This is a genomic window from Hydrogenophaga sp., assembly GCF_031426985.1.
Classification (GTDB): Bacteria; Pseudomonadota; Gammaproteobacteria; order Burkholderiales; family Burkholderiaceae_C; genus Hydrogenophaga.
This window is the reverse complement of the sequence record NZ_JASJOY010000025.1, coordinates 20,399-41,042: the sequence shown is the minus strand read 5'-3', so window position 1 is coordinate 41,042 and position 20,644 is coordinate 20,399. Positions and strand designations below refer to the sequence as shown.

Annotated in this window: 21 protein-coding genes; 14 read left to right on the top strand and 7 right to left on the bottom strand. The window is 66.4% G+C overall.

Annotated elements, in window-relative coordinates; all coding sequences use genetic code 11:
- Nucleotides 1–10 precede the first annotated feature (10 nt).
- The 5 genes from RMP09_RS03635 to uppS form a co-directional block, all read right to left on the bottom strand.
- On the bottom strand, nt 11–1,471 hold the full coding sequence (locus tag RMP09_RS03635; RefSeq protein WP_310564642.1) for a mannose-1-phosphate guanylyltransferase/mannose-6-phosphate isomerase: 1,461 nt from the start codon (nt 1,469–1,471) through the stop codon (nt 11–13).
- 33 nt (nt 1,472–1,504) lie between these two features.
- Nucleotides 1,505–2,638, bottom strand: coding sequence for a glycosyltransferase (locus tag RMP09_RS03630; protein WP_310564641.1), 1,134 nt, complete (start codon nt 2,636–2,638; stop codon nt 1,505–1,507).
- 10 nt (nt 2,639–2,648) lie between these two features.
- Nucleotides 2,649–3,836, bottom strand: a complete 1,188-nt coding sequence (locus tag RMP09_RS03625; protein ID WP_310564640.1) for a Wzz/FepE/Etk N-terminal domain-containing protein — start codon at nt 3,834–3,836, stop codon at nt 2,649–2,651.
- Nucleotides 3,837–3,852: 16 nt separating this feature from the next.
- Nucleotides 3,853–6,132: an SLBB domain-containing protein gene (locus tag RMP09_RS03620; RefSeq protein WP_310564685.1), complete on the bottom strand. Its 2,280-nt coding sequence runs from the start codon at nt 6,130–6,132 to the stop codon at nt 3,853–3,855.
- 102 nt (nt 6,133–6,234) lie between these two features.
- Entirely contained in the window at nt 6,235–6,969 is a 735-nt protein-coding gene (uppS, locus tag RMP09_RS03615) for a polyprenyl diphosphate synthase (protein WP_310564639.1), read from the bottom strand.
- A gap of 223 nt (nt 6,970–7,192) precedes the next feature.
- On the opposite strand from uppS, the gene galU reads away from it, so the two are divergent.
- The gene (gene galU / locus RMP09_RS03610; RefSeq protein ID WP_310564638.1) at nt 7,193–8,083 is read left to right on the top strand and encodes a UTP--glucose-1-phosphate uridylyltransferase GalU; all 891 of its coding nucleotides are present in this window, start codon (nt 7,193–7,195) and stop codon (nt 8,081–8,083) included.
- Between the two features lie 6 nt (nt 8,084–8,089).
- On the opposite strand, the gene RMP09_RS03605 is transcribed toward galU, so the two are convergent.
- Nucleotides 8,090–8,857 carry an SAM-dependent methyltransferase gene (locus RMP09_RS03605; RefSeq protein WP_310564637.1) on the bottom strand — a complete coding sequence of 256 codons (768 nt, stop codon included), beginning with the start codon at nt 8,855–8,857 and terminating at the stop codon, nt 8,090–8,092.
- A 29-nt stretch (nt 8,858–8,886) separates the two neighbouring features.
- Entirely contained in the window at nt 8,887–9,501 is a 615-nt protein-coding gene (locus RMP09_RS03600) for a Maf family nucleotide pyrophosphatase (protein WP_310564636.1), read from the bottom strand.
- A 47-nt stretch (nt 9,502–9,548) separates the two neighbouring features.
- Here RMP09_RS03600 and RMP09_RS03595 point away from each other — a divergent pair, with 47 nt between their 5' ends.
- The 13 genes from RMP09_RS03595 (at nt 9,549) to RMP09_RS03535 (ending at nt 20,624) form a co-directional block, all read left to right on the top strand.
- A complete protein-coding gene (locus RMP09_RS03595; RefSeq protein WP_310564635.1) occupies nt 9,549–10,112 on the top strand; it encodes a DUF177 domain-containing protein in 564 nt (187 codons plus the stop codon).
- 167 nt (nt 10,113–10,279) lie between these two features.
- The gene (rpmF, locus tag RMP09_RS03590; protein ID WP_011794326.1) at nt 10,280–10,462 is read left to right on the top strand and encodes a 50S ribosomal protein L32; all 183 of its coding nucleotides are present in this window, start codon (nt 10,280–10,282) and stop codon (nt 10,460–10,462) included.
- A gap of 135 nt (nt 10,463–10,597) precedes the next feature.
- Complete coding sequence (plsX, locus tag RMP09_RS03585; RefSeq protein ID WP_310564634.1) at nt 10,598–11,659, top strand: phosphate acyltransferase PlsX; 1,062 nt, start codon at nt 10,598–10,600, stop codon at nt 11,657–11,659.
- 19 nt (nt 11,660–11,678) lie between these two features.
- Entirely contained in the window at nt 11,679–12,656 is a 978-nt protein-coding gene (locus tag RMP09_RS03580) for a beta-ketoacyl-ACP synthase III (protein ID WP_310564633.1), read from the top strand.
- Between the two features lie 34 nt (nt 12,657–12,690).
- A complete protein-coding gene (fabD, locus tag RMP09_RS03575; RefSeq protein WP_310564632.1) occupies nt 12,691–13,641 on the top strand; it encodes an ACP S-malonyltransferase in 951 nt (316 codons plus the stop codon).
- A 24-nt stretch (nt 13,642–13,665) separates the two neighbouring features.
- Nucleotides 13,666–14,427, top strand: coding sequence for a 3-oxoacyl-ACP reductase FabG (gene fabG / locus RMP09_RS03570; RefSeq protein ID WP_310564631.1), 762 nt, complete (start codon nt 13,666–13,668; stop codon nt 14,425–14,427).
- A 107-nt stretch (nt 14,428–14,534) separates the two neighbouring features.
- Nucleotides 14,535–14,774 (top strand): acyl carrier protein, encoded by a 240-nt coding sequence (gene acpP, locus RMP09_RS03565; RefSeq protein ID WP_310564630.1) that lies wholly within the window; start codon nt 14,535–14,537, stop codon nt 14,772–14,774.
- Between the two features lie 7 nt (nt 14,775–14,781).
- Complete coding sequence (gene fabF / locus RMP09_RS03560; RefSeq protein ID WP_310564629.1) at nt 14,782–16,026, top strand: beta-ketoacyl-ACP synthase II; 1,245 nt, start codon at nt 14,782–14,784, stop codon at nt 16,024–16,026.
- A gap of 110 nt (nt 16,027–16,136) precedes the next feature.
- Nucleotides 16,137–16,526: a hypothetical protein gene (locus tag RMP09_RS03555; RefSeq protein WP_310564628.1), complete on the top strand. Its 390-nt coding sequence runs from the start codon at nt 16,137–16,139 to the stop codon at nt 16,524–16,526.
- 71 nt (nt 16,527–16,597) lie between these two features.
- On the top strand, nt 16,598–17,242 hold the full coding sequence (gene rpoE / locus RMP09_RS03550) for an RNA polymerase sigma factor RpoE (RefSeq protein WP_310564627.1): 645 nt from the start codon (nt 16,598–16,600) through the stop codon (nt 17,240–17,242).
- Between the two features lie 121 nt (nt 17,243–17,363).
- The gene (locus RMP09_RS03545) at nt 17,364–17,996 is read left to right on the top strand and encodes a sigma-E factor negative regulatory protein (protein ID WP_310564626.1); all 633 of its coding nucleotides are present in this window, start codon (nt 17,364–17,366) and stop codon (nt 17,994–17,996) included.
- 7 nt (nt 17,997–18,003) lie between these two features.
- Entirely contained in the window at nt 18,004–19,056 is a 1,053-nt protein-coding gene (locus RMP09_RS03540) for a MucB/RseB C-terminal domain-containing protein (protein WP_310564625.1), read from the top strand.
- 89 nt (nt 19,057–19,145) lie between these two features.
- On the top strand, nt 19,146–20,624 hold the full coding sequence (locus RMP09_RS03535; RefSeq protein WP_310564624.1) for a Do family serine endopeptidase: 1,479 nt from the start codon (nt 19,146–19,148) through the stop codon (nt 20,622–20,624).
- The last annotated feature ends 20 nt before the right edge of the window (nt 20,625–20,644 follow it).

Here is a 20,644-nt window from a genome sequence, read left to right as displayed (position 1 = left end):
TGCTTGTGAGTCATTGGGGCGCGCGGCCGTACGTGTCTTCCAGCCGCACGATGTCGTCTTCGCCCAGGTAGCTGCCGGACTGCACTTCGATCATTTCCAATTCCAGCTTGCCGGGGTTGTGCAGCCGGTGCACCTCGCCAATGGGGATGTAAGTGCTCTGGTTCTCTGACAGCAAAAACACTTTGCTGCCATTCGTCACCTCTGCCGTGCCTTGCACAACGATCCAGTGCTCGGCACGGTGGTGATGCTTTTGCAGGCTCAGGCTGGCGCCGGGTTTGACGCCGATGCGCTTGACCTGGAAGCGCTCGCCCATGTCGATGCTGTCGTACCAGCCCCAGGGGCGGGCCACGCGGCGGTGCAGGGTGGCTTGCGGCAGGTGGGCATTTTCCAGGTGCGCCACCACGTCTTTCACCTGTTCGGCATGGTCGCGCTGGGCCACCAGCAGGGCGTCGGGGGTGTCGATGATGAGCAGGTTTTGCGTGCCCAGGGCCACCACGGTACGGCTGGGCGCGTGGATGTAGGTGTTGCGTGCCTGCAGGGCATGGCCTTGGCCGTCGATGCGGTTGCCATGGGGGTCGGCTGGGGTCAGGTCGGCCACGGCGTTCCAGCTGCCCACGTCGCTCCATTGGCCCACAAAGGGCACGACGGCCACGTCGGGGTGGTGTTCCATCACGGCGTAGTCAATGCTCTGCGAGCGGCAGGCCAGGAAGGCTGCTTTCTGGGGGCGCACGAAGTGGACGCCCGGCTGCTCGCGGCCCGCCGGTGGCGTCTCGGTGGTCGCACCGGCCATGGCCGCCTGACAACTGGCCAGGATATCGGGCGCATGCTGCTGCAGCGCTGCCAGCAACGCGCTGGCACGAGACAGGAAGATGCCCGCGTTCCACAGCACGTTGCCCTGCAGCAGCAGGGCCTGGGCCGCGTCGGCCTGGGGTTTTTCGATGAAACGCGCCACGGAGCGGCTGCCGTCGGGCCGGGCATCGCCTTGCTGGATGTAGCCGTAGGCCGTGCTGGGGAAGCTCGGCACCACGCCAAAGGTGACGATGGCGCCGGCCTGCGCCGCGGGCTCGCCCTGCTGAACCATGGCGGCAAAGGCTTCTGCGTCGGGGATGTGATGGTCGGCCGGGCAGAACAGCAGCAGCGGGTCAGTGCCTTCGGTGCCAGCGTGCGTGTGGGCGTGGATGGCGGCCAGCGCCATGGCGGCGGCGGTGTTGCGGCCGGCGGGTTCCAGCAGCAGGTCGCCGCCCAGGCCGGCGGCCTTCAGGTCGTCGGCCACCAGAAAACGGTGGTCTTCGGCCGCCACGCACAGCAAGGGCGAGCGGGCAAAGGCCAGGCGCTCGGCCGTCAGGCGCAGCAGGCTTTTGTTGCCGATCAGTGGCACAAACTGCTTGGGGTGGCTTTTGCGGCTGAGCGGCCACAGGCGGGTGCCGGAGCCTCCGCAGAGGATGACGGGAAAGATGGGCGTGGACTTCATGGTGCTGGCGCCAACGGGTGGCGGCCGTGTCGGTCAGAACTGACTGGATGGGCGTGTGCCGGCCGGTACGGCCTCGGGTTCGTCAAGCGGCACGGGACCGCTGTCGGGCAACGGCGGGACCTGTTGTTGCCGGGCCAGGTGCTGATAGCTGAGGTGGTACCACAGCACGCAGCCCGCCAGCGCCATCAGCACGGCCCAGACGGGGGCGTCCTGCAACGCCACGGCCAGGCCGGCGGGCACAGCGGCAAACACCCACATCAGTGGCGAGACGGCCGCATTGCGTAGGCGGGGGGGCCAGTGGGGCACCCGGCGCGACACCACCTGGGTCTTGACGAGGCTGTGCAGGTGCAGGTTGTCGGGCGCCCCCGATGGCAGGCGGGCGCGGCGGCGGCGCCACACGCTGTAGAGCACTTCGGTCACGGGGTAGGCGCAGGCCAGCAGCAGCAGCCAGGTGGATTCGCCCGGGTGGCGCATGAGCAGCAGCACCGCCAGCCAGCCCAGACAGAAGCCACTGAGGTAGGCCCCACCGTCGCCCAGGAAGATCTTGCCCAGCGGAAAATTCACCAGCCAGAAGCCGGCCACCGCCACGCCCACCGCAGCGCAGGCCGTGGCCAGGGGCAGGTCGCCCTGGCCATGGGCAATGGCACCCAGGGCGGCCAGCAGAATCAGCACCGTGCCGCTGGACAGACCGTTGAAGCCATCGACGATGTTGACCGCATTGGCCACCCCAGCGACCGCAAACGCGGTGAAGGCCACGGCCACAGGCGTCCAGGCCACGATGTCGTCCAGCACGGGGATGTCCATGCGGTTGAGCGCGATGCCTGTGAGCGACCAGGCCACCACGCCGCTGAGCATGGTGGCCAGCAGGCGGGCCGCCACGCCCACGCGTTTGGTCACGTCTTCGGCCAGGCCGGCCACAAAGGCGGGCAGGCTGGCCAGCAACATGGGGGCGAGCAGGGCGTTGACGTCGTCGGGTGCAAACGCCCATGTGGTCAGCAGGCCGGCCGCCACCGCCACGCCACCAATGCGCGGCGTGGGTTTGGTGTGGAACTTCTGCACGCCGTGGGTGTGGTCCATGCTGAAGTGGCCGTGCCAGTGCTTGGTGAGCATCAGCAGCAACCCCACGCCGAGAGAGACAGCCAGGCTGATGAGCAGGTAGTTGGGCATGACGCGGGGTTCAGTTGGCCGAAGCGGGGGCCTTGCGCCCGAGGGCACGGGCCCAGGCAGCGCGCAGGTTGTGCAGTTTGGTGGCGGCTTCGTCGTCTTGCGCGGCGTTGCGCAGGGCCTGGCGCACAAACACGAACAGCAACAGTGCAAAGCCACTGGCCAGGGTGGCCAGCACGGCGATCATGGCTTTCTTTGGTTTGCTCTTGCGTTCGGGGGCCTGGGCCACGTCCACCACCTGGATGACGGCGCCTTCGCGGCTTTCGTCCACTCGGGCCAGTTCGTACTGCTTGGCGAACAGTTCGAACAGGGTTTCGTGGTACTTGAAGTCGCGGTACTTGGCCACGTAGTCGCTGTCGCCCCGGGGGGGGGGGGGCTGGCTGGCTTCGGCCCGGCGCAGCTGGGTGCGCAGGGCGTTGAGCTCATTCAGCGCCTGGCGGAAGTCGGGGGCGCTTTCGGTGAGGTAGCCGCGCATGGTGGCCACCTTCACTTCTTGCGCGGTGATGCTGGCTTGCAGCTGGGCCAGGGCTGCCACCGCTGCCTCGGGGTTGGCTTTGAGCGCGCTGATGTTCACGCCGCTGGCCTGCAGCGCTTGTTCGGCCTGGGTGAGTTTGGTCTTGGCGTCGGCGAGTTGCTTTTCAAAAAACAGGCGGCGTTGCTGGGCTTCGGTCACGGCCAGGCGGCCGAGCAGCAGGGTGAGTTCCTGCACATGGGCATTGGCCAGCTCGGCGGCGAAAGCCGGGTCGTGGTCGTCCACGTCCACGGTGATCAGGCCGTCTTTGCTGGCACTGATGCGGGCACTGGCGGACAAGGTTTTGCGCGCGTCTTCCTGGAACTCGGATTCGTAGCGCTCCATGAGTTTGAAGCGCTCGACCAGCGTGTCTTGCAAGGTGCGGCTTTGTAGAAAGCTCACGAACTGGTCGTTGGGATTCTTCAGCCCGGTGGCAGCGCCGGCCAGGCCACCCAGCGCACCAAGGCTTTGCAGCATGGCGGCGGCGGCGCTTTGCTGCTGCTGCGGCGGCAGAAACTTGGTGGTGGCGGTGAAGGTGGGCTTGATGGCGAAGCTGATGCCCAGGGCCAGCACGCCCACCGCCAGCGGACCCAGCACCAGCAGGCGCAGGTTCTCCACCACGGTTTGCAGCAGGTCCAGCAGGCTGATTTCGTCGTCGCCCACGTCGGGGGCGTTGGTGTGCTCGGTCATGCGGCGGATTCTGAAATCAGAGGGACTTGATGGTCTTGATGGCGGCCACACCCAGGCCGAAGTTGCTGAAGATCTGCGTCCAGTCTTTGAGCGCGCGGGTGATGAAGTTGTAGCGGCTCTCGCGGTCCACCAGGGCGGGCACCACCACCGTGTCGCCAGGCATCATTTCCAACGATTCGAAGCCAGAGCCGAAGAAGCCGCCGCGATCACGTCGGGCAACGATGGTACCGTCGGCCCGCAGCAGGAAGGCGTGGTCGGGGTCCGCGTCTTCGGTCAGGCCGGCATTCGCGAGCACGTCGCCCACGGTTTTGCCGGGTTTGTGGATGAACACGTTTTCGTTGTTGACCGATCCAAAGGCCGCCACATAACCCGGCGCGGCGGGCACGACCACGCGGTCGCCGTCTTCCAGCGGGACCGCAGGAAGGCTGTTGAGCTCGCGCCCTTTGGCGTCTAGCTCCAGCGCCATGCGGCCGTTGCTGCGCATGGTCTTGAGGCGTGCGATTTGCGATTGCAGCTGGGTGCGCTGCTGTTGCATCAGCAGCTGGGCCTGTTCGGCATTGTTGCTGCCCAGGTTGGCGACGACGGAACTGGTCTGGGCCTGGCTCTGGGCTTCGAGTCGGCGGATCAGCACGTCGAGGTTGTCTTGCTGGCGACGGCGCACGGATTCGCGCGTGAATTCCGTGCCAAACAGGTAGGCGTTGGCCGTGAGGCCGCCAACGCGTTGCAGCAGTTGGGGCAGGGTCTCGCCCGGCAAGGCCGGGTACACGCCGGGGGCCGCCACTTCGCCTTCGATGCGAACCAGCCTTGTCTGCCGGCTCTGGGGCAAGCGCAGATCGTTGTGGCTGAGGATGGTGACGACGTCGCCGGGTTGCAGGGGCAGGTTCTGGGTGGGGTCGCGCTGCAGCACGGCCTTGCCCAGGTTGAACGGGATGAGTTCTGTGGCCAGGGTGTCGCGGTTGAGGCGTTCGATGACGGCGTAGTCCCAGTTGATCTGGTCCGCCAGATCGCGGGTGCGGCCGGCGATGTTTCCACCAGCGTCTTGTGCCACGTTGGCGTTTTGCACCAGCAGGTTCTTGCGCTTGTAGTAGTCGGCGGTGATCAGGGCGTCGCGTTCGGGGATGAGGTCCAGCAGCTTCATGCCGGTGAACCAGCTGTAGCGCAGCGGCGCGGCCACCGTGCCTTGCAGCGTGACGGCGTTGCCAAAAGCGGGGCTGATGCCCAGCACGGTGAGCACGTCGCCGTCGCGCAGCGGCTGGCGCAGGCCAGAGGCGTCGAGGGTGATATCTTGCACGCGGCGCGGCGGGGTTTGATCGGGGGCAATGCGTTCAAGCAAGGCTTTGGCGGTGCTGGCCAGGGCCGGCACGCCGCCGCTGAGCGCGAGCACGTCGCCCAGCGAGTCGGCGCCGGGCTTGAGTTCGTAGATGGCGGCGTTGTCCAGCGCACCCGTGACGGCGACGCGCGCCCCCACGGGCGGGATCACGATCACGTCGCCGCCTTGCAGGGGCACGTCTTTCGATTTGTCGCCTTTGGCGATGAACTCGTACAGGTCGAGCGTGGTGACCACACGACCGCCGCGTTTGAGCTGGACGTTGCGCATGGAGCCCGTGGCGGTGGGGCCACCACTGGCAAACAGGGCGTTGACCAGGGTGCTCAGGCTCGAGATCTTCAATGTGCCCGGCCGTTGTGCCTGACCGACCACATACACCTGGATACTGCGCAGGCGGCCCAGGTTGGCGTTGAGGTTGAAGTTGGTGAAGACGCGGCCCAGCTGGTTTTGCAGCACGCCTTCGAGGTTGCGCATGGCCACCCCGGCCAGCGTGACCGTGCCCACTTTGGGCAGGGCGATCTGGCCGTTGCGGTCGATGGTGAACACGCCGGTGAATTCCACCGCGCCCCACACCTGCAGGTGCACTTCGTCGCCCGGGCCGAGCACGTAATCACCGGGCGCAGGCTGCGCAGCGTCGGGGGAGTAGCTGCCGGTGCGAGAGAACAGTTCACTGCCGAACATGGGCAGCAGCTGACCGGTGGATTCGCGCACGAACACCTGGAACTGGCTGAGTGCGCGGCTGTGCTGCGCTGAACGTTGCGCGTCGGGCGTGCCGTCGTCTGCGGCCGGGGCTGAAGCCTCGGATGCGTTGGTCTGGCTGGTCGCGGCTTCCCCCGATCCCGTGGCGCCCACCGCCGGCCCCGCCACCACGGGTGCCATGAGTGACGCAGCGGGTGCACCCGAAGGTGCGGCGGCGGCAGCGCCGACGGCGGGCTGCGCCTGCGAGGTGAGCCAGGACGCCGTCATCACGAGGAGCAACAGGATTCTTCGCATGGAGAAAAAAAAGAAAGGGAATGGGAGGCGAGAGCGGGCTTCGAGACGTGGGGCGGCAGGGCATTGGCCCGCTCGGGGTCAGCGCATGACCTGTCGGTTGCTGGTGCCGCCGAAACGGCGGTCGCGGCGCTGGAACCAGCCGATGGCTTCGTCCAGCAGGGCGGGCGTGAAGTCGGGCCACAAGGCTTCGGTGAAGAACAACTCGCTGTAGGCCATCTGCCAGAGCAGGAAATTGCTGATGCGCGATTCGCCGCCGGTCCGGATCATCAGGTCCGGGTCTGGGGCGTAGGCCATGCTGAGGTAGGGGCGCAGGGCCTCGTCGCTCAAGGCGGTTGCGGTTTCGCCAGGGTGGTTTTTCATCCAGGACTGCATGGCCTGCAGCATGTCCCAGCGGCCGCCGTAGTTGGCCGCAATGGTCAGGGTGATGCGTTGATTGCCCGCGGTCTTGTCTTCCGCCGCCTGCATCAGACGCTGCAGTCGAGGGTCAAAGCCGCTGCGCGCGCCCACCACCTTGAGGCGCACGCCGTTGGCATTCATGTCGTCCACTTCCTTTTCCAGGTAGTGCACGAACAGGCCCATGAGGCTGCTGACTTCTTCAACCGGGCGTTGCCAGTTTTCGGTGCTGAAGGCGAAGAGGGTGAGGTACCGGATGCCGCGGTCGCTGCAGGCCTGCACGATCTGGCGGATGCGGCGTGCGCCGCTGGCGTGGCCGAGGGCCTTGGGTACGCTCCGTTCCGCAGCCCAGCGCCGGTTGCCGTCCATCACGATGGCAATGTGTTGCGGTGCCGAGGCGGGAAAGGGGACAACGGTCATGGACGAGTTACTGCTTGGCGTTCTGTCACTTACGATGACGAAAAAAAAACGCCCCCCATGAGCGTCCCGGTCTTGTCGGCCGCCTTGTGCCTGGCAGCTGCGACTAGGGATTGTACCGAGGGCGACAGTTTGGCCTCGATGGGCCGGGCGTTTTCACCTCAGATGGTGCCGGAATCGGTCACTGGGGTGTGTGAAAAATCACGTCAACCTGGGAGGATACGCAATGTCGATACCTGTTTTGAAAGCGGTGTTCCCTGTCGGTGGTCTGGGCACCCGATTTTTGCCTGCCACCAAGGCCATCCCCAAAGAAATGCTGCCGGTGGTCGATAAGCCGCTCATCCAGTACGCGGTGGAAGAGGCCTACGCAGCGGGCATCCGTCAGATGATTTTCATCACCGGGCGCCACAAGCGGGCCATTGGCGACCACTTCGATGCGGCCTTCGAGCTGGAATACGAGCTGGAGCGTGGCAACAAGAACGACTTGCTCCGGGTGGTGCACGCCATCAAGCCCGACGACATGGACTGCATTTTCATTCGCCAGCCCCGGCCCTTGGGGCTGGGGCATGCCGTGTTGTGTGCCGCGTCGGTGGTGGGCGATTCACCTTTTGCGGTGTTGCTGGCCGACGACCTGATGCTGGGCCGCGAGCAACACCAGGGCGGTGCGACGGTGCTGCAGCAGATGGTGCAGGCCTATGCGCAACGACCGGGCATGGTGTTGGCGGTGCAGGATGTGCCGCGCGCCGAAACCCGCCGCTACGGTGTGGTGGACGTGCATGGCGTGAACGACACGATGGCCGAGGTGTTTGGCATGGTGGAGAAGCCGTTGCCGGATGCCGCGCCGTCGACCCTGGCGGTGGCGGGGCGTTACATCCTGACGCCGGGTGTGTTCGACAGCATCCGCCGCCAGCCGCGCGGTGCGGGTGGGGAGATCCAGCTCACCGACGGCATTGCCGCGCTGATCGGGACCGAAAAGGTCTATGCCTTCCGTTACGACGGCAAGCGCTACGACTGCGGCAGCAAGGAGGGGTATCTGGAGGCCACCATCGATCTGGCGCTGGCCGACCCGAGCCTGCGCGATGCGGTGCGTGCGCACATGGTGAAGGCGCTGGGCTGAGCGGCTTCAGCGCCCCAGTAGGAAGACGGTGGGCAGATCCAGGGGAAGGCCCTGGGCCAGTGGCCGCCGCTTCCAGTCGCTGATCACGGCGCTGCGGGTGACCTGTTGCGGCAGGGTCATGCCGCAGCAGGCCGCCAGGCGGGTGTGGGGGTGCAGGTTTTGCAGCAGGGCCTGCAGCAGCGCGGCGTTGCGGTAGGGCGTTTCGATGACGATCTGGGTCTGGCCGGTCTTGAGGGCCAGCGCTTCCAGTTCTCGCAGGCGGCGCGTCCGTTCGGTCGGGTCTTGCGGCACATAGCCCACGAAGGCGAAGCTCTGCCCGTTCAGGCCGCTCGCCGCCAGGGCCAGCATGAGCGACACCGGGCCCGTGAGGGGCTGGACCGCCATGCCCAGCGTGTGCGCCGCCCGGACGATGGAGCTGCCCGGGTCTGCGATGGCGGGCATGCCGGCTTCGCTCACCAGCCCGATGTCATGGCCATCTTGGGCTGGCGCCAGTAAGGCCAGGGCTTCGCGGTCCCCGTCGCCCGCGGTTTGATGGTCGCCTTTTTTGTGGGCTTGCCTGGGCAGTTCTGCCACGCGCTGCGCTTGCATCGGCGCGGCCAGGGGGTGCAGCTGTTCCACCCGTTTGAGAAAGGCGCGGGTGCTCTTGGCGTTTTCCGTGATCCAGTGTGTCAGCCGCGCGGCGGTGTGCAGGGTTTCCTGCGGCAGCCATTGCGTCAGTGGGGCGGGGGGCTCACCTGCGTGGGGCGCGCAGCCAAAGTCCAGCGGTGTGGGCACCAGATACAGGGTGCCAAGGCGGGGGGCGCTCACAGCACGGGCACGCCAGCGGCGCGGATCATGCGGCAGGTGCGGATCAGCGGCAGTCCGACCAGGGCGGTCGGGTCGTCGTTGTCGATGCGTTCAAGCAGGGCAATGCCCAGGCCCTCGCTCTTGGCGCTGCCGGCACAGTCGTAAGGCTGTTCGGTGCGCAGGTAATGCTCGATTTCCGCGTCGCCCAGATTCCGGAACACTACGGCCACGGGGGCCAGGTCGACCTGCTCGTAACCACTGGCCTGACAGACCACGGCCACGGCGGTCTGGAACACCACCGTCTGCCCCCGCATGCGCCGCAATTGGGCCACTGCACGTTCGTGCGTGCCGGGTTTTCCCAGTGGTTCGCCGTGCAGGTCGGCGACCTGGTCGCTGCCAATGACCACCGCCTGCGGATGGCGCTGCGCCACCTCGCGTGCTTTGGCCAGCGCCAGCCGCCGCGCCAGATCGGCGGGGCGTTCGCCCGCTTGCGGGGTTTCGTCCACGTTGGGGCTGTCGGTGTTGAAGGGAATGCCCAGTCGGCTGAGCAGCTCTTGGCGGTAGCGCGAAGTGGAGCCCAGGATCAGGGCGCGCGAGGGGGTGGGGGCCTGAGGAATGGTGGCGTCGGACATGGGCGCTATTGTCCTTGCAATGGTGGTGCTTCTCTTACACTGCCCGCATGAAAGCCGCCCCCAAAACCCCCTGGAACCCCGCGCGCCTGGACATGCGCGCTTTCGCGCAAGCCGGCGCTCAACTGGCGATGGACGAGCCCTTGACCCAGTTCGATCGTTTGCGGGCCGAGGTGTCGCCTGGCGCCGATCAGGCCGGTTGGATGGTGTCCTGGATCGCGCAGGGCGAGCTGCGTCCGGGCGCCCGCGGTGCAGAGCCGTCTGTGTGGTTGCACCTGCAGGCGCAGGCGCAGTTGCCGCTGGCCTGCCAGCGTTGCCTGGCGCCCGTGCCTGTGGCGCTGGTGGTGGACCGCTGGTTCCGCTTTGTGAACGACGAGGCCACGGCCGCCGCCGAGGACGAGGACAGTGAAGAGGATGTGCTGGCGCTGGAGCCGCGCCCCAATTTGCGCGAACTCATTGAAGACGAGTTGCTGATGGAGCTGCCGCTGGTGCCTATGCACGAGACCTGCCCGCAGCCGGTGGTGATGGCGGTTGGCGCCGTCGATGGCGTGGCCGACGCTGGCGAGCCGCCGCGCAAGAACCCGTTTGCGGAGCTGGCAAAGCTGAAAAAGTGATCGGTCGTGGTCCGTCTGGACGGTGTTGGCGGATCGAGCTATAATGCTTGGCTTTGCGCTGGCATCCGAATCGCGCATCGGCAAAATGTTCCAGGACATGGCCGACGCATGGTTCGATAACCTGGATCAGGCGCACCCCCAGACCCTACCGATTTCAGGAGCCCAACATGGCCGTCCAGCAAAACAAAAAGTCCCCCTCCAAGCGCGGCATGCACCGTTCGCACAACGCCCTGACCGTGCCCGGCATCGCCGTCGAGCCGACCACCGGCGAAACCCACCTGCGCCACCACATCAGCCCCAACGGCTTCTACCGTGGCCGCCAGGTGCTCAAGAACAAGTCTGAAGCCTGAATCGGCGGTGGGCTTTCCGCCTGATCGCGGCCACGCGTTCGGGCTGAACAGCGCCGTCAAGGCCCGGGCCCGCATGCCGCATGCGGGCTTTTTTCATTCTGATGGCGCCCCGGGCGCCCGTTCTGGAACGTCCTCATGATCACCATCGCCGTGGATTGCATGGGAGGCGATGTCGGCCCGGCGGCCACTTTGCCTGCCTGCTCGGCCTTCCTGGCCAGCCATCCGCAAGCCCAGTTGTTGCTGGTGGGGTTGCCCGATACCTTCAAAGACTGGCCGCAGCTGCTCAACAACGTGCGTTGCCGCGTGGTGCCTGCGTCCGAAGTGGTCGCCATGGACGATCCGGTGGAGGTGGCGCTGCGCAGGAAGAAGGACTCTTCGATGCGCGTGGCGATCCAGCAGGTCAAGGACGGGGTGGCCCAGGCCGCCGTGTCCGCTGGCAACACCGGCGCGCTGATGGCGATTGCCCGCTATGTGCTCAAGACGCTGGACGGCATTGACCGCCCGGCCATCGCTTCGCAGCTGCCCAATGCCAGAGGCGGCGGTACCACGGTGTTGGACCTCGGGGCCAACGTGGATTGTTCGCCCGAGCACCTGTTGCAGTTCGCTGTCATGGGGTCGGCGCTGGTGGTGGCCATCACCGGTCGCAGCGAGCCGACCGTCGGTTTGCTGAACGTGGGTGAAGAGGTCATCAAAGGCAGCGATGTCATCAAAAAAACCGGCATCCTGTTGCGCAACGCCGCCAGCCATGGCGACATCAATTTTTTTGGCAACGTCGAAGGCAACGACATCTTCAAGGGCACGACCGACATCGTGGTCTGTGACGGGTTTGTCGGCAATGCGGCCTTGAAAGCCAGTGAGGGCGTCGCCACCATGCTGGCGGGCTTCATCAAGCAAGAGTTTTCACGCAACTGGTTGACGAAGTTGGCTGCCATTTGCGCTTATCCGGTTTTAAAAGCCTTTAAAAGTCGTGCCGACTACCGCCGTTACAACGGGGCCGCCTTGCTGGGGCTGCGCGGCCTGGTGTTCAAGAGCCACGGCTCGGCCGATGCGTTTGCCTTCGAGCAGGCGTTGGCACGGGCTTATGATGCCGCCCACAATCGCTTGCTGGAAAGCGTCAAGGAGCGCATCGCCCATGCGGCGGTGCTGATCTCGCCCGACGCGGTGCCCAGCGAACTCAAAAGCATCCCCACCATCTGATCCAACCGACCCGACCCGCATGACACGCTTTGCCCGTATTTCCGGCACCGGCAGTTGCCTGCCACCCCAGCGCCTGACCAATGCCGACATGGTGGCCAAGCTGGCGGCGCGGGGCGTGGAAACCAGCGACGACTGGATCGTGGAGCGCACCGGCATCCGTGCCCGGCACTTCGTCGGCGACGGTGTGTTCGCCAGCGACCTGGCCGCCGAAGCCGCGCGCAACGCCCTGGCGGCTGCGGGTGTGTTGGGTGCTGACATCGATCTGATCATCGTCGCCACGTCCACGCCGGACATGGTGTTCCCGTCCACCGCGGCCATCGTGCAAAACAAGCTGGGCATCGCCGGCTGTCCGGTGTTCGACGTGCAGGCGGTGTGCAGCGGTTTCATCTACGCGCTGACCGTGGCCGAAGCCATGATCCGCACGGGTACGGCCAGCAAGGCGCTGGTGATCGGTGCCGAAGTGTTCTCGCGCCTGCTGGACTTCAATGACCGCACGACCTGTGTGCTGTTCGGTGATGGCGCTGGTGCCGTGGTACTGGAGGCGTCTGACACGCCGGGCATCCTGTCCACCGACATCCATGCCGACGGCAAGCACACCGACATTCTGTGCGTGCCCGGCCACGTCTCGGGCGGGCAGATCATGGGCGACCCGCTGCTCAAAATGGATGGTCAGGCCGTGTTCAAGCTCGCCGTGGGGGTGCTGGAAGACACCGCGCGTGCCGCGCTGGACAAGGCGGGAAAAACCGCAGCCGATATCGACTGGTTGATTCCGCACCAGGCCAACATCCGCATCATGGCGGGCACGGCGCGCAAGCTCAAATTGCCCATGGACAAGGTGGTGGTCACGGTGGACCAGCACGGCAACACATCGGCCGCGTCCATTCCGCTGGCGCTGGACCATGCGGTGCGCGCGGGTCAGGTGAAAAAGGGCGACACCCTGCTGCTTGAAGGCGTGGGCGGCGGTTTCACCTGGGGCGCGGTGCTGGTCGATTTCTGACCGCCTGTTCATTCCAACTCCTGGATTCATCGCCATGAGCGTTTTTGCATTCGTTTTCCCGGGTCAGGGTTCGCAATCGGTGGGCATGCTCGACGCCTGGGGTGAGCACCCCGTGGTGGCCGAGACTTTGAAAGAAGCCTCTGATGCGCTGGGCGAAGACCTGGGCCTGCTGATCAAAGAAGGCCCCAAAGAGGCGCTGGCCCTGACCACCAACACCCAGCCGGTGATGCTGGTGGCCGCCGTGGCCGCCTGGCGCGTCTGGCGGGCCGAAGGTGGCGCGCTGCCGGCGGCTGTGGCCGGTCATTCGCTGGGCGAGTACAGCGCCCTGGTGGCGTCAGGTGTGCTGACGCTGGCGCAGGCCGCACCGCTGGTGCGCTTTCGCGCCGCCGCCATGCAGGAAGCCGTGCCCGTGGGCACGGGCGCCATGGCCGCCATCCTGGGCATGGACGCAGAGCGGGTCAAGGCCGGTTGCGCCGAAGCGCAGGCAGCGTTTGCCGCCGGCAGCGGCGAGGTGGTGGAGGCGGTGAACTTCAACGATGCCGCGCAGACGGTGATTGCCGGCAGCAAGGCCGCCGTTGAGAAAGCCTGTGAAGTCCTCAAGGCCAACGGCGCCAAGCGCGCGCTGCCGCTGCCGGTGTCTGCACCCTTCCATTCCAGCCTGATGAAGCCCGCGGCCGACAAGCTGCGCGAGCGTCTGGCGGCCACCGCCTTCGCGGTGCCGCAGATCCCGGTGATCAACAACATCGATGTGGCCGTCGAGAGCGATGCCGAACGCATCCGCGACGCGCTGTACCGTCAAGCCTTCGGTCCCGTGCGCTGGGTGGAGTGCGTGCAGGCCATCCGGGCGCGCGGCATCACCACGCTGGTCGAATGTGGTCCGGGCAAAGTGCTGGCCGGCATGACCAAGCGCATCGATGCCGAGTTGACGGGGGTGGCTTTGTACGATCCGGCCACGCTGGCCGAAGTGAAGACCTTGCTGGCCTGAGCCCAGCGGAAGAAGGAACTCGGAATGTCTGAAGTGAAATTTGCAGGCCAGGTGGCCCTTGTGACGGGGGCCTCGCGCGGCATCGGCGCGGCCATCGCGCACGAACTCGCCGCCAAGGGCCTGATCGTGATCGGTACCGCCACCAGCGACGATGGCGCCGCCAAGATCGGTGCCGCCCTTCAGGGTGTGGCCGGTGCGGCCGAAGGCTGCCGAGGCGCGAAGCTGGACGTCAACGACGCCGCTGCGGCCGAAGCCCTGATCGACGAGATCACCAAGGCCCATGGTGCGCTGCACGTGCTGGTCAACAACGCGGGCATCACGCGCGACATGCTGGCCATGCGCCTCAAGGATGACGACTGGGATGCGGTGCTGGACACCAACCTCAAGGCGGTGTTCCGCATGAGCCGCGCCGTGATCCGGCCGATGATGAAGCAGCGCTACGGCCGCATCATCAGCATCACCAGCGTGGTGGGGGCTTCGGGCAATCCGGGTCAGGCCAACTATGCGGCCGCCAAGGCCGGTGTGGCCGGCATGACGCGCGCGCTGGCCCGCGAGCTGGGCAGCCGCAACATCACGGTCAACTGCGTGGCCCCTGGTTTCATCGAAACCGACATGACCGCGGCACTGCCCGAAGAACAACAAAAGGCCTTGCTGGGCCAGATCCCGCTGGGGCACCTGGGCAAGCCGGCCGACATCGCCCACGCGGTGGCCTATTTGGCCTGCCCGCAGGCCGCGTACGTGACGGGGCAGGAGCTGCACGTCAACGGCGGCATGTTCATGGCCTGAACTTTAGAAACACGCCGCATAAAACCGCCCGGCGGGTCGGCGCTAGGGACCTTCCCCTGGCCCGGCTAAAATGGCGGTCTGTATTTCAACCACCCTCAGAGGGACTTATGAGCGATATCGAAGCACGCGTGAAGAAAATCATTGCCGAACAACTCGGCGTGGAAGAAGGTCAGGTCACTCACGAGAAGGCTTTCGTGGCCGATCTGGGCGCCGACTCGCTCGACACCGTGGAACTGGTCATGGCCCTCGAAGACGAATTCGGTATCGAGATCCCCGACGAAGACGCCGAGAAGATCACCACGGTCCAAAACGCCATCGATTACGCGATGAGCCACCAGAAGGCCTGATCGATCCATGAGCCGCCGCCGTGTCGTCGTGACCGGTCTGGGCTGCATCAGTCCCGTGGGCAACACGGTGACTGAGGCCTGGACCAACATCCTCGCTGGTCAATCCGGTATCGGCCTCATCACCAAGTTCGATGCGTCGAACTTCGCGTGCAAGATCGCGGGTGAGGTCAAAGGGTTTGATCTGGAGTCCTACATCAGCGCCAAAGAGGCGCGGACCATGGACAGTTTCATCCATTACGGTATTGCCGCGGCCCATCAGGCTGTGGTCGACTCCGGCTTGCCCACGGGCGAGGCCTTGGGTGAAGAAGAAGCGACGCGCATCGGCTGCATCATCGGGTCGGGCATCGGTGGCCTGCCGCTGATCGAAAATACCCACGGCGAATACGCGAGCCGCGGTCCGCGTCGCATCTCGCCGTTCTTCGTGCCCGCCTCGATCATCAACATGATTTCGGGCCATGTGTCCATGCGGTTCGGCTTCAAAGGGCCGAACCTGGCTGTGGTCACGGCCTGCACCACCGGCCTGCATTGCATCGGCGAAGCCGCGCGCAAGATCGAGTACGGCGACGCCGACGTGATCGTGGCCGGCGGTTCCGAAGGCACCGTCTCCCCGCTGGGCGTGGGCGGCTTTGCCGCCATGCGCGCGCTGTCTACCCGCAACGACGATCCGACCACCGCCTCCCGACCCTGGGACAAGGACCGCGACGGATTTGTGCTGGGCGAGGGCGCCGGCGTGATGGTGGTGGAAGAGTACGAACACGCCAAGGCGCGTGGTGCCAAGATTTACGCCGAGGTGGTGGGCTATGGCATGAGTGCCGACGCCGGCCACATGACCGCGCCCAGCATGGACGGCCCGCGCCGCGCCATGGTGAATGCGCTGCGCAACGCCGGCATCAACGCCGACCAGGTCGACTACCTGAACGCCCACGGAACCTCCACACCGCTGGGCGACGTGAACGAGACCAACGCCATCAAGGCGGCGCTGGGCGATCACGCCAAGAAAACGGTGGTGAACTCCACCAAGTCCATGACCGGACACCTGCTGGGTGGCGCCGGTGGCATTGAGAGCGTGTTCACCGTGTTGGCCCTGCACAACCAGAAGAGCCCGCCGACCATCAACATCTTCAACCAGGACCCGGAGTGCGACCTGGACTACTGTGCCAACACGGCGCGTGACATGAAGATCGATGTGGCCGTGAAAAACAACTTCGGTTTTGGTGGCACCAACGGCACGCTGGTGTTCAAGCGCGTCTGATTCGCGACTCTGACCGCTGATTTTTCATGCACAACGCCCCATCGGTGACGTATCCGGTGGGGCGTTGTGCTGTTCACGGGGCCGTGTTGGCGGGGCTCAGTGGGCTGGGCTTGCTCGCGCTGGCCTGGCTGGCGGCCGGATGGCCGGCTGCCCGTGCGGTGTGGCTCTGGGGTGGCGGGCTGGTGTGGTTGTCCTGGTCGGCGCTGGCGCTGCTCGTGTGGTGGCGCTCTCCTGGTGGGCAATTGCAGTGGGATGCCCGGGCAGCCCCCGCCGCCGCCATGCCCGGCGCGCGTGCCGGCGGCTGGCGCTGGCACGGCATTGGCGATGTTGCGCCCGATCTGGAGCGCGTGGAGTGGGTGCTGGACGCACAGAAAGTGCTGTTGCTGCGCCTGCATCCGCGAGCCATGCGCGCGCGCTGGGTGTGGCTGGAGGCCCGGCGCGATCCGGGGCGTTGGGACGATCTGCGACGCGCGCTGACGACCCATGCGGGCCGTGGGTAGCGGCGATCGCTGCCCACCGCTGGGCAGGGCATGGCGATGGGGTATATTTTCCCGGCCCCACCCCCCGCTGCATGACCACCTCCGAAGACCACACCGCTCCGCCCAACCCCGACAGCGACGCCATGCTGGTGCAACGCACGCTGGCGGGCGAGCAACGGGCCTTCGATCTGCTGGTCATCAAGTACCAGCGCCGCGTCGAGCGGCTGATCGGCCGCATGGTGCGCGATGTGGATCTGGTGCCCGACATCGCGCAGGAAACCTTCGTGCGCGCGTACCGGGCGCTGGCCCAGTACCGGGGCGACGCCCAGTTCTACACCTGGCTCTACCGCATCGCGGTCAACACGGCCAAGAAGCAGTTGCTGGAACTCAAACGCGACCCCCTGGTCTTCCAGTCTCAGCTGCAATCGGGTGACGACGATGAAACTTCCTCGTCCGAACGCGAACTAAACGCACAGGTGGCCGACGAAGAGACCCCCGAAGCGGTGCTCGCCAGCAAGGAAATTGCCCAGACTGTGAACGCCGCGCTGGAGGCGCTCCCTGAAGAACTGCGCATGGCCATCACCCTGCGTGAAATGGACGGCATGAGCTACGAAGAAATCGCCCAGGCACTCGATTGCCCGATCGGTACGGTGCGTTCACGCATCTTCCGGGCGCGCGAGGCGATTTCCAACCGCATCAAGCCCATGCTGGAACACCAGTCGGGCAAACGCTGGTGAGCCGCAGCGGGTCGCCAACGCCAAAGACACCTGAGATTTTGGGAACATGACAATGAACGCCGCACACGACAACGCCCTCTTGACGGAGGCCACTCAGCAGCCCACTCACGGTCGACGCAGCGTGGATGAGCCTGTCAGCGATCTGTCGGCCCTGGTCGACGGGGAGCTGGATGTGACGGCGTTGGACGCGTTGCTGCAATCGCTCGCCGAAGACGACGAGGTGCGCACCACCTGCCTGCGATACCAGGTGATCGGCGAGGTGTTGCGCGGTGGGGCTCCGCAGCCAGCGGCGCTGCCGCCGCACGCTTTTGTGGCGGGCGTGCGTGCCCGGTTGCAGAACGACCTGGTGTCGTCGGCGGCGCCCTCCGCACCGATGGTGTTGCCGGTGCGTGCACCGGCCGCCAACGACGCGGTGTTCCGCTGGAAGCTGGTGGCGGGGGTGGCCTCGCTGGCCGCTGTCATGGCCGTCAGCTGGAGCGTGATCGGCGGTGCGCCAGCGTCTTCTGGTGGCGCGGCGGTCGGGCCGCAGATGGCGTTGTTGCAATCCCCGGCCGGGGTGTCGCTGGTCAATGCGGTGCAGCAGGCCGAGCCGCTCACCGCGGTGGTGGTGGACACGGCGCAAGGCCCGGTGTTGCGCGATGCCCGCCTGGAGCAACTGCTGGCCGAACACCGCCAGTACGGCGGCATGTCGGCCTTGCAGATGCCGGCGGGCTTCCTGCGCGACGCCACCCACACATCCGAGCCCCAGCGCTGAAGCCGCCATGAGCCTTGTCCTGCTGCCGTCCACCCGGTCTGTGTTGTCTTCCGCCGGACGTGCGCCGTTGTGCCGCAACCGCTGGCCCGTGGCGCTGCTGATGGTGCTGTCGGTGGTGATGGGGGCGCCGGCGCTGGCGCAGGCGCCGTCCAGCGCTGGGCGCAGTGTCACCGAATGGCTCACGCGCATGCACGAGGCGTCGCGCCAGCGCGCCTACATGGGCACGCTGGTGGTGTCGGCGGGCTCGGCCATGTCCTCCTCGCGCATCTGGCACGTGTGTGATGGCACGCAGCAGATGGAACGCGTCGAGACCCTGACCGGCGCGCCGCGCACGACCGTGCGCCGCAACAACGAGGTGATCACCTTCGCGCCCGAGTCCAAGACGGCGTGGGTGGAGAAGCGGGAGTCACTGGGGCTGTTCCCCGAACTGCTGCGCACCCCGGGCAACCAGATCCCGGAGTTCTATGGCGTGCGTGAAAGTGCCGCCGAGCGCGTGGCGGGGCACCTGGCCGATGTGGTTGAGATCACCCCCAAGGACACGCTGCGCTTTGGTTATCGCATCTGGTCGGAGAAGAAGACCGGCCTGGTGGTCAAGATGCAGACCCTGGGCGAGCACGGTGCGGTGCTGGAGCAGGTGGCCTTCACGGAGCTGCAGCTGGATGCGCCGGTGCGCATGGACAAACTCAAGCAGCTGATGAACGACACCAAGGGTTACGAGCTGCACAAACCGGTGCTGCGCAAGACCACCCCCGAGGCCGAGGGCTGGCGCCTGAAGGAGTCGGTGCCGGGTTTTCTGTCGATGAGCTGCCACACGCGGGACGCCGAGGGCGTCACGGTGGGCGGAGCGCCCATGCAGTGGGTGTTCTCCGACGGCCTGGCCTCGGTCTCGTTGTTCGTCGAGCCCTATGACGCGGCCCGCCACACGCACGAGAAGCTGGCGGTGATGGGGGCCACGCATTCGGTCACCCGTCGGGTGGGCGGACATTGGCTCACGGTCATGGGTGAGGTGCCATCGGCCACGCTGCGGCGTTTTGCCCTGGCGCTGGAGCGCACGCACTGAATCGCATGCTTTGGGGGTGCGGCGTGGGCTTGAAGCGCTGCGACCCGGCCCCGATCTTTTCTGATTGTTTTCCTTGAGGAGCTTGCAACATGCTTCGTGAACCTTCTTGTGCGCCTTGGGCGCGCAGCGTCTGGACCTCGGCCCTGGCGGTGGCTTGCCTGGCGCTCGCGCCGGCCCTGCCCGCTGCGGCACAAAGTGCCGGGACTGCGGCCAGCGTGCGCGGCTTGCCCGACTTCACCGACCTCGTCGATCAGGTCGGGCCGTCGGTGGTCAACATCCGCACGCTGGAGAAGGCCAGCGCGTCCGACAGTTCGGCCGACGAGCAGATGCTGGAGTTCTTCAAGCGCTTTGGCATTCCTTTGCCGCCGGGTGCGACGCCGCGTGGGCGCCAGGAGCGCAATGGCCAGGAAGAGGCGCAGCCCAGAGGCGTGGGTTCCGGCTTCATCCTCAGCGCCGATGGCCTGATCATGACCAATGCGCACGTGGTCGATGGCGCAGACGAGCTGATCGTGACCCTGCCCGACAAGCGCGAGTTCAAGGCCAAGCTCGTGGGGGCCGACAAGCGCACCGATGTGGCGGTGGTCAAGATCGAAGCCAGTGGGCTGCCGGCCGTGCGCATCGGCGACGTCAACCGCCTGCGCGTGGGGGAGTGGGTGATGGCCATCGGCTCGCCCTTCGGCCTGGAAAACACCGTGACGGCCGGCATCGTGAGCGCCAAGAAGCGCGACACGGGCGATTTCCTGCCGTTCATCCAGACCGATGTGGCGATCAACCCCGGCAACTCGGGTGGCCCGCTGATCAACATGCGTGGCGAGGTGGTGGGCATCAACAGCCAGATCTACTCGCGCTCGGGTGGCTTCCAGGGCATCTCCTTCGCCATTCCTATCGACGAAGCGGTGCGCGTGTCGGACCAGCTCAAATCCAGCGGCCGCGTCACGCGCGGGCGCATCGGCGTGCAGATCGATCAGGTCAGCAAAGAGGTGGCCGAGTCGATCGGCCTGGGACAGGCCCGTGGCGCGCTCGTGCGCGGCGTGGAACCCAACTCGCCGGCGGCCAAGGCGGGCGTGGAGCCGGGCGACATCATTCTCAAATTCGATGGGCAGGTGATCGACAAATCGGTCGACCTGCCGCGCCTGGTGGGCAACACCAAGCCCGGCAGCAAGAGCACGCTCACGGTGTTCCGCCGGGGGGGGCAGCGCGACCTGACGGTGACCGTGGCCGAACTCGAAGCCGACCACCCGCCACAACGGGCCGCTGCGCCCGAGCCGACCAAGCCGCAGGCTTCTGCTGCGGCCCAGTCCCTGGGGCTTTCTTTGGCCGAGCTGACGGCGGCGCAAAAGAAGGAGCTGGAACTCAAGAGCGGCGTGCGCGTGGTCGCGGCCGATGGCGCCGCTGCGCGCGCGGGTCTGCGCGAGGGCGATGTCATCGTGGCCGTGGCCAACACCGAGGTGGGCAGCGTCAAGGAAGTGGACGCCGCACTGGCGCGGCTGGACAAGACGCGGCCGGTGAACGTGCTGTTCCGCCGGGGCGAGTGGGCGCAGTACGCCGTCATCCGTCCGGTGCGCTGAGAACGACCGGATCCGGCGGC